Below are 5,992 nucleotides of genomic sequence, written 5' to 3'. Positions count from 1 at the left end.
CAGTATAACTCTGAATTTCACGTTATCTAATATGATTTTCTAAATTTCACAAAGAAATATAATTGAAAAAATTCTTTATTTTTCCATAAAAATTTTGATGAGCATATCAAAATGAGAAAAAAATTTTCTATGTTAAATTAATATTGTTAACAGGTTTTCTTTAGAATTTTGATAGTTTTATGGGAATTTAATTTGAGCTGTTAATTTATAATTTTCCTTTGTTACTATTTTTCAAAGGTTAACTAAATGTAAAACAGAAAGGAAAAATTTTATGTGAAATATAAATTTATTATTCTAGGATTACTTCTTTTTGGGGGAAGGGTGACGCTTAACGGTCATGCGAACTCATTATCGACCAATGTTCATGTAGGCTTCTATGAATCCCCGAGCACAGTTCCTTCTCCACCTTCTGAGACGCAGAATTTGAATGAACTTCCAGTTAATGATTCATCGTATCAGATGCTGCCTCGCACAGGGGAAACTACATCTTCAATATCACTTATTGGAGGAATTACTATTGCTTTAGGTATTCTTCTCATTCATAGAAGAAGAAAAAATACTTAATATTAAACTTATCGTTCTTTAGAAAGGAACATTTTCGTGAAAAAAATTATCACACTTTCAACAGTCGCACTTTCAACACTAGCTTTATTAGGCGCAGGAACAGTTTCTGCGGATAGCGTTGACCAAAATCAATTTAATTCTGAAGGCACAGTGAACTTCACCGCAGCACCAGATACTTCTAATCCAGGTGTCGTTGATCCGGAAAACCCTGGTGGAGGAGTTGACCCTGGTATCCCTGGCGTCCCTGGTGTTATTGCTTTGGACTATGCGTCAAATCTTGATTTTGGTACACACGAAATTTCAGAAAAAACAGCAACTTACTATGCTTCAACAGATGAAAAAACTTCAGGAGCAGACTTTGTTGCAATGCATGACCTTCGTGGTGAAGGAACATGGTCAATTACAGTAACTCAATTGGCACAGTTTAAAAACGGTGAAAATGATTTGACAGGTGCACAGTTGAGCTTTAATAAAGCTACAGCTGTATACACTGGAACTGAATCAGGTACAAGTGCTTATATGCCAACAGCTTCAAATATTACCAACTTAGCAGTAGGTACTCCAGCAACAGTTATGACATCCAATGCGGAGGGAAGCTACGGAACATATGCCGTTAAATATGGTGCAGCAGCGGACTATACAGGAAATGAAGAAGGTGGACCAATTTCCCTCAGTGTTCCTGCTGGCTCAGCCAAAGCTGGAAGCTATACAGCAACACTTGAATATGCTTTGAGTGCTGTACCTGGTGCTTAAGTTAACAATTTTTAAGGATATTTGGTTGTTTTTCTTGTCAATCAGATATTTCCTTTTTTGAAAAGAAGATCCATGCTTCTTTTCAAAAAAGGAATCAAGAAGACCTTATAGTAATGATGTGAGGAAGTAAGAATGAAAAATAAGTTTAAATTAGGAATAACATTAAGTTTACTTACACTTTTATCTTTTCAAGTTTCAAATTTATCAAATACCAAAGTAGAAGCGGATACCCTTGTGGGAGAAACACTTTTACCTGGTCAAGTAAGTGATACGGGGGATCATACACTAGATGATAGCTTTATCCATGATAAAAATAATTGGAATGTATTATCTGGCACCAGTGATTGGTGGAAGTGGGATTTAACGGGAAATAACTATTTTTGGTTAGCAAATTCTAAACAGGGTAGTTGGGTTTATCATATGATGGATGCAACTATTGATTTTTCACAACCTGTTTCCATTTCGACTCCTTATTACTATAGCAATGCTTCGTCAGAGTGGGGCTGGGGAGATGCTGCTGGTTTTATACTCACTCCCTCAAGTGATGAGCAGATTAAATCAAATGCTCCCGGTGCAGCAGGCCAAGGGTTAGGCATTAATGGATTATACAATACTATTTTTATGGGACGTGATCTTTATTATAATCCTAATGTTGATGGTCCTTCAAACTCATCAAATGATAAAGGAAGCGATACTCTTGAGATTCGTAAAACTAATGTTGCAGGAACACTTGAAATATCAAATACATCAACCTATCCTTGGACACAAGTAAAAGCTCCAATGGTATTAAAACATGATGGCCTTATTTTACCATCAAATTACAGAGGGTCGGAAAAATTAGAAATAAGTTGGTCGAATATTACAACAAATATAAGTGGCACATATACAGGAACACTCACTATTTCATCTACACCAGATTCTGAATTCAATAACAGCGGTAAGTATGGGAAAGTATCTATTTCCCGTGTAGTAACTCTGCAAAGGAACATGTCTTTTGGTAGTATCGGTGTTACCGGCTCTAACACAGGCATTATTAAAGAAGGTAATGTATCAAAAGATTCCACATTCAGCGCTATGCGTGGAACAGCAGATGTCAAAGTAAATTATATTGATTCAACCACCAATAAACCAATCAAAAATGTAGCCTCATCAACAATTAAAGGTAATACAGGAGAATATGTTGGCATAGGCAGTGGTATGTTAATATATTTCGATTACAATGCACCTGATATAAAAAATTATAGCTTTTTAAAAGGTGATTATCTTAAAATAAGTAATAGCAAATCTAATGTCCTTAATGCTTACTACACACCAAAGAATGAAACGGCATCCTTTAAGACATATTATACTAAGGGAACACCGGGTACTGGTGATATCACAGATTCAGTCACAGGACTTGTAGGAGGAGCACCAGACTCAACAGTTTCTCTTGTTTCAGGGAAAGCTTCCTCTCTTCCAGCAGTACTCACTCTTTCAGGGAACTATGACGGAGCTATTGGAAGTGTTCCAAACTTAACCATTCCGGAAGGTTATGAAGTTGATCATGTTGTTGGACCAGATGGACAAGGAGGAAAAACTTATCCTGATTTAGCTTCCGCTTTAGCAGCTAATCCCAATTTTGACGATGTTTCAAATAATGCTTGGGCCAATTATTTCAGTATTTATCTGAAAGCTAAGGAAGCAAGTACGAACTTTACTTATAAATATGTAGAAGGAACTCGCCCCAATGCACCAGGACTTGCGGGACCTTTGACACAAAAAGGAGTGACGGGTGCCATTATTAAAGACCCTACGAAAGATTTAAGCGCTCTTCCTACTGGGGCAACAATACAAAATGTAACAGCACCTGATGGTAAAAGCTATGCCACACTTTCAGAAGCTGTAGCATCTGAGAATAATAAATACTTCACAAGTACTTCAAGTAATTTTATGATTAATGTCATAGCTCCTCCCGTGTCCGTAACAATAGATAATGCACCAGATTCAGATTTTGGAACGCAGGAACTCAAGGGTAAACCCATCTATGATATGGTTCCCCAAAGTCCTTTAATTGTAACGGATGATACCGCTTCGGATAGAGGATGGAGAGTAACAGCAAATCTGACCCAACAATTTACAACTGAATCAGGAGAAATAATTAAAGATGCAACAATGAAGTTTTCTAAAGCCAAAGTAATACCAGGAGTAGGAAATACTTCAACAGCTCCTACAAGTTATGATTTTACTTTATCTGAAGACATGCCTACACTAGTTTCTTCTGCCAAGATAGGGGCAGGTCAAGGACAGTGGCAGTTACAGTTTCCAAGGGTATCCTTAAATACTAATGGATCGTCATTGAAGATAAATCAAGAATATCATGCAACTGTTGAGTGGGAAATTAGTAATGTTCCTCAATAATCCTTGGAAGATGATTTAGGAGTAATATTTGTTGAAAGTCTAATCCGCACTTTTAATAAGAAGTATGGATTAAATTTTTTTGAAATGGTTTAAATTAAAAAAGTGAAGAAGAAATATGAAAAATTATTTTGAATATATTTTTAGCAGAGATACATGTCAGCAGTTATCAATTTTAGAAATTCTTTTTAATTCCCAAAGAGGCGCAAATATTGAAATGTTAATAAAATCTATAGGAGCAGACAGAAGGATCGTTTTAAGACATCTCAAGTATATAGACAATATAGCAAGTGAACTTGAAATTGATAAATTAAAAGTTCATCCGAAGTCAAGGGAACGGTTGTTTTTAGGAAATAAGTTAGAATATTATCGTTTAAGAATTTCATTAATGAAAAAAGAACCTATGCTAACATTTATTGAACTATTTTTAGATAATAAATCCGTAAACTTAACATCATTTTGTAAAGAAAATTTTATAAGCGAAAGTACATTTAGAAGAAAACTTCAAAGTGCCAATATCTTATTAAAACTTGCTGACAGCAAGTTCGTTGTACGCAAAAATAGAATATATTTGTTGGGAGAAGAAAGAATCATTCGCTATGCTCTTATAAGTTTTCTTTGGAGAGTGTATCGTGGAATAGAATGGCCTTTTAAAGGGGTTGATGAAAAGCAGGTTAATAAGATAATCTCTTTAATTATTCCCTCCAAAAAATATTTAAATGCTGGAAAAAGAAAACATTTTGCTTTTTACTTTGCTGTTTTTGTTTCTCGAGCGCAATCAGAAAATATCATTTCAGAAAAGTTACTTCCAAAATACGCTAAAGCACTTATTTCAAATAGTTATTATAAGGAAAAAATAACTAGGATTATTAATAAAGAACTAACTCTACCACAGGTAGAGTTAGAATTTATGTTATTGATATTTTATATTTTTCCTGAATGTTACGAAGAGTTTCAAGGAATTGATAACACCCTCGATATATTAAAAAAATATTCTCGTCGCAGCTACATCAGTATTATACACTTTGTTAGTTTTATGAAAAAAAGACACCCTAAGTGGAATGATAAGCAACCTAAAAATGCTCTTTTTTGGCCTGCGATGATTTCAGCACGAATTTTTGTAGATATATTTAAGCTAACCTATTTTAACACTTCGGCTGTACGAATATATAGTCATGTAACAGTTGATTATCCTAACTTACTACCAACTATCAAAAAAAATATCCTTTCTCATGAACCTCGGTTACCTAAAAACACTGTGAAATCATTGACTTTACGCTATGGTCAGGCCTATGTTATGGAATTTTCTCCTCAAGATTTCGAGATAGAAATAACTATATTGCTTCTAACAGATGGGGCAGCTTATATTGATGAAATTACTATTAATAGGATTCAAAATCTCTTAAAGAATCGTTTTAATATTAAACTATTAGTTGGTGAAACTAATGTTGTACCTGATTTAATTTTAGCTACGGATATGGTTGATTTAAGATATCCTCATATAAAAAAATTATATATAAATCCTGAGATTTCATTAAAAGATACAGAAAATATTTTTCGCGCTTGTGATAATATTTTAAAAAAAAAAGAAATGATTTAATGCAAAGTTCGTTATAGAAAATTTATTAACTAGTATTGATTTTATTTTCACTACATTGCAAGATAATGTAATAGAATTAATAATGAGTTTCTTCTGGAAAAGAAGATGTTTAGAGTAAAAGATTTAGGTCAATAAGAATTATTATTAATTTAAAGAAGTAAAAAATAGAATGTAAAATTTTACTATTGTAATTCCATTCTATTTTTTAATTTCTATACTTTCAATAACTTTTTTAACTTTGCTTCATTGTAACCAATTAAGGAACTATCGGAAGATATTATTATTGGATCTCGTAATAGATAAGGTTTTTTCTCTAAATATGCTAGACTTTCACTAAATCGTAATTCCTTTGCTTTCTTTTCTTCAGCGTAAAGGAAGAAGAAAGCAAGTCCTCTACGTAGAATATAGGGGACGTCTATATCCGATAAATAAAGTGATTGAAAAATATCACCTTCGGAGATACTATTTATATTCTGGATATTAATGTCTAAATTTTGTTGCTTAAACCACTCAATAGCATCTTTAGAAGCTTTGGAATGTTTTCTATAATAAAGTTTAATCATTTCTTAGAATGCCTCTCTAATGTTATTTTTTGGAAAAAAGTTTAAGTTAGTATAGCCCTTAAACAATTTATGATACTCTTTTATAGTAAGAATAATTTAAATGAACACTATATAATCT

General features: G+C 33.2%; 5 protein-coding genes. 4 read left to right on the top strand and 1 reads right to left on the bottom strand.

The genetic code is table 11. The features are described from left to right. The first annotated feature begins 459 nt into the window (after positions 1 to 459). The 4 genes from BZZ03_RS12450 (at position 460) to BZZ03_RS11520 (ending at position 5,311) form a co-directional block, all read left to right on the top strand. A complete protein-coding gene (locus BZZ03_RS12450; protein WP_416171635.1) occupies positions 460 to 564 on the top strand; it encodes an LPXTG cell wall anchor domain-containing protein in 105 nt (34 codons plus the stop codon). Between the two features lie 36 nt (positions 565 to 600). Continuing rightward, positions 601 to 1,317: a WxL domain-containing protein gene (locus tag BZZ03_RS11530; RefSeq protein WP_086583379.1), complete on the top strand. Its 717-nt coding sequence runs from the start codon at positions 601 to 603 to the stop codon at positions 1,315 to 1,317. 132 nt (positions 1,318 to 1,449) lie between these two features. Continuing rightward, entirely contained in the window at positions 1,450 to 3,714 is a 2,265-nt protein-coding gene (locus BZZ03_RS11525; protein ID WP_086583378.1) for a WxL domain-containing protein, read from the top strand. 115 nt (positions 3,715 to 3,829) lie between these two features. Further along, positions 3,830 to 5,311, top strand: a complete 1,482-nt coding sequence (locus BZZ03_RS11520) for a helix-turn-helix domain-containing protein (protein WP_086583377.1) — start codon at positions 3,830 to 3,832, stop codon at positions 5,309 to 5,311. A gap of 212 nt (positions 5,312 to 5,523) precedes the next feature. Here the strand turns inward: BZZ03_RS11520 and BZZ03_RS11515 are convergent, their stop codons facing one another. Continuing rightward, on the bottom strand, positions 5,524 to 5,874 hold the full coding sequence (locus tag BZZ03_RS11515; protein ID WP_019294275.1) for an ArsC/Spx/MgsR family protein: 351 nt from the start codon (positions 5,872 to 5,874) through the stop codon (positions 5,524 to 5,526). Between the last annotated feature and the right edge of the window lie 118 nt (positions 5,875 to 5,992).

It is taken from the genome of Lactococcus petauri (genome assembly GCF_002154895.1).
Taxonomy (GTDB): Bacteria; Bacillota; Bacilli; order Lactobacillales; family Streptococcaceae; genus Lactococcus; species Lactococcus petauri.
Note: the sequence above shows the minus strand (reverse complement) of the source record. Positions and strands in the feature narration are given on the sequence as shown.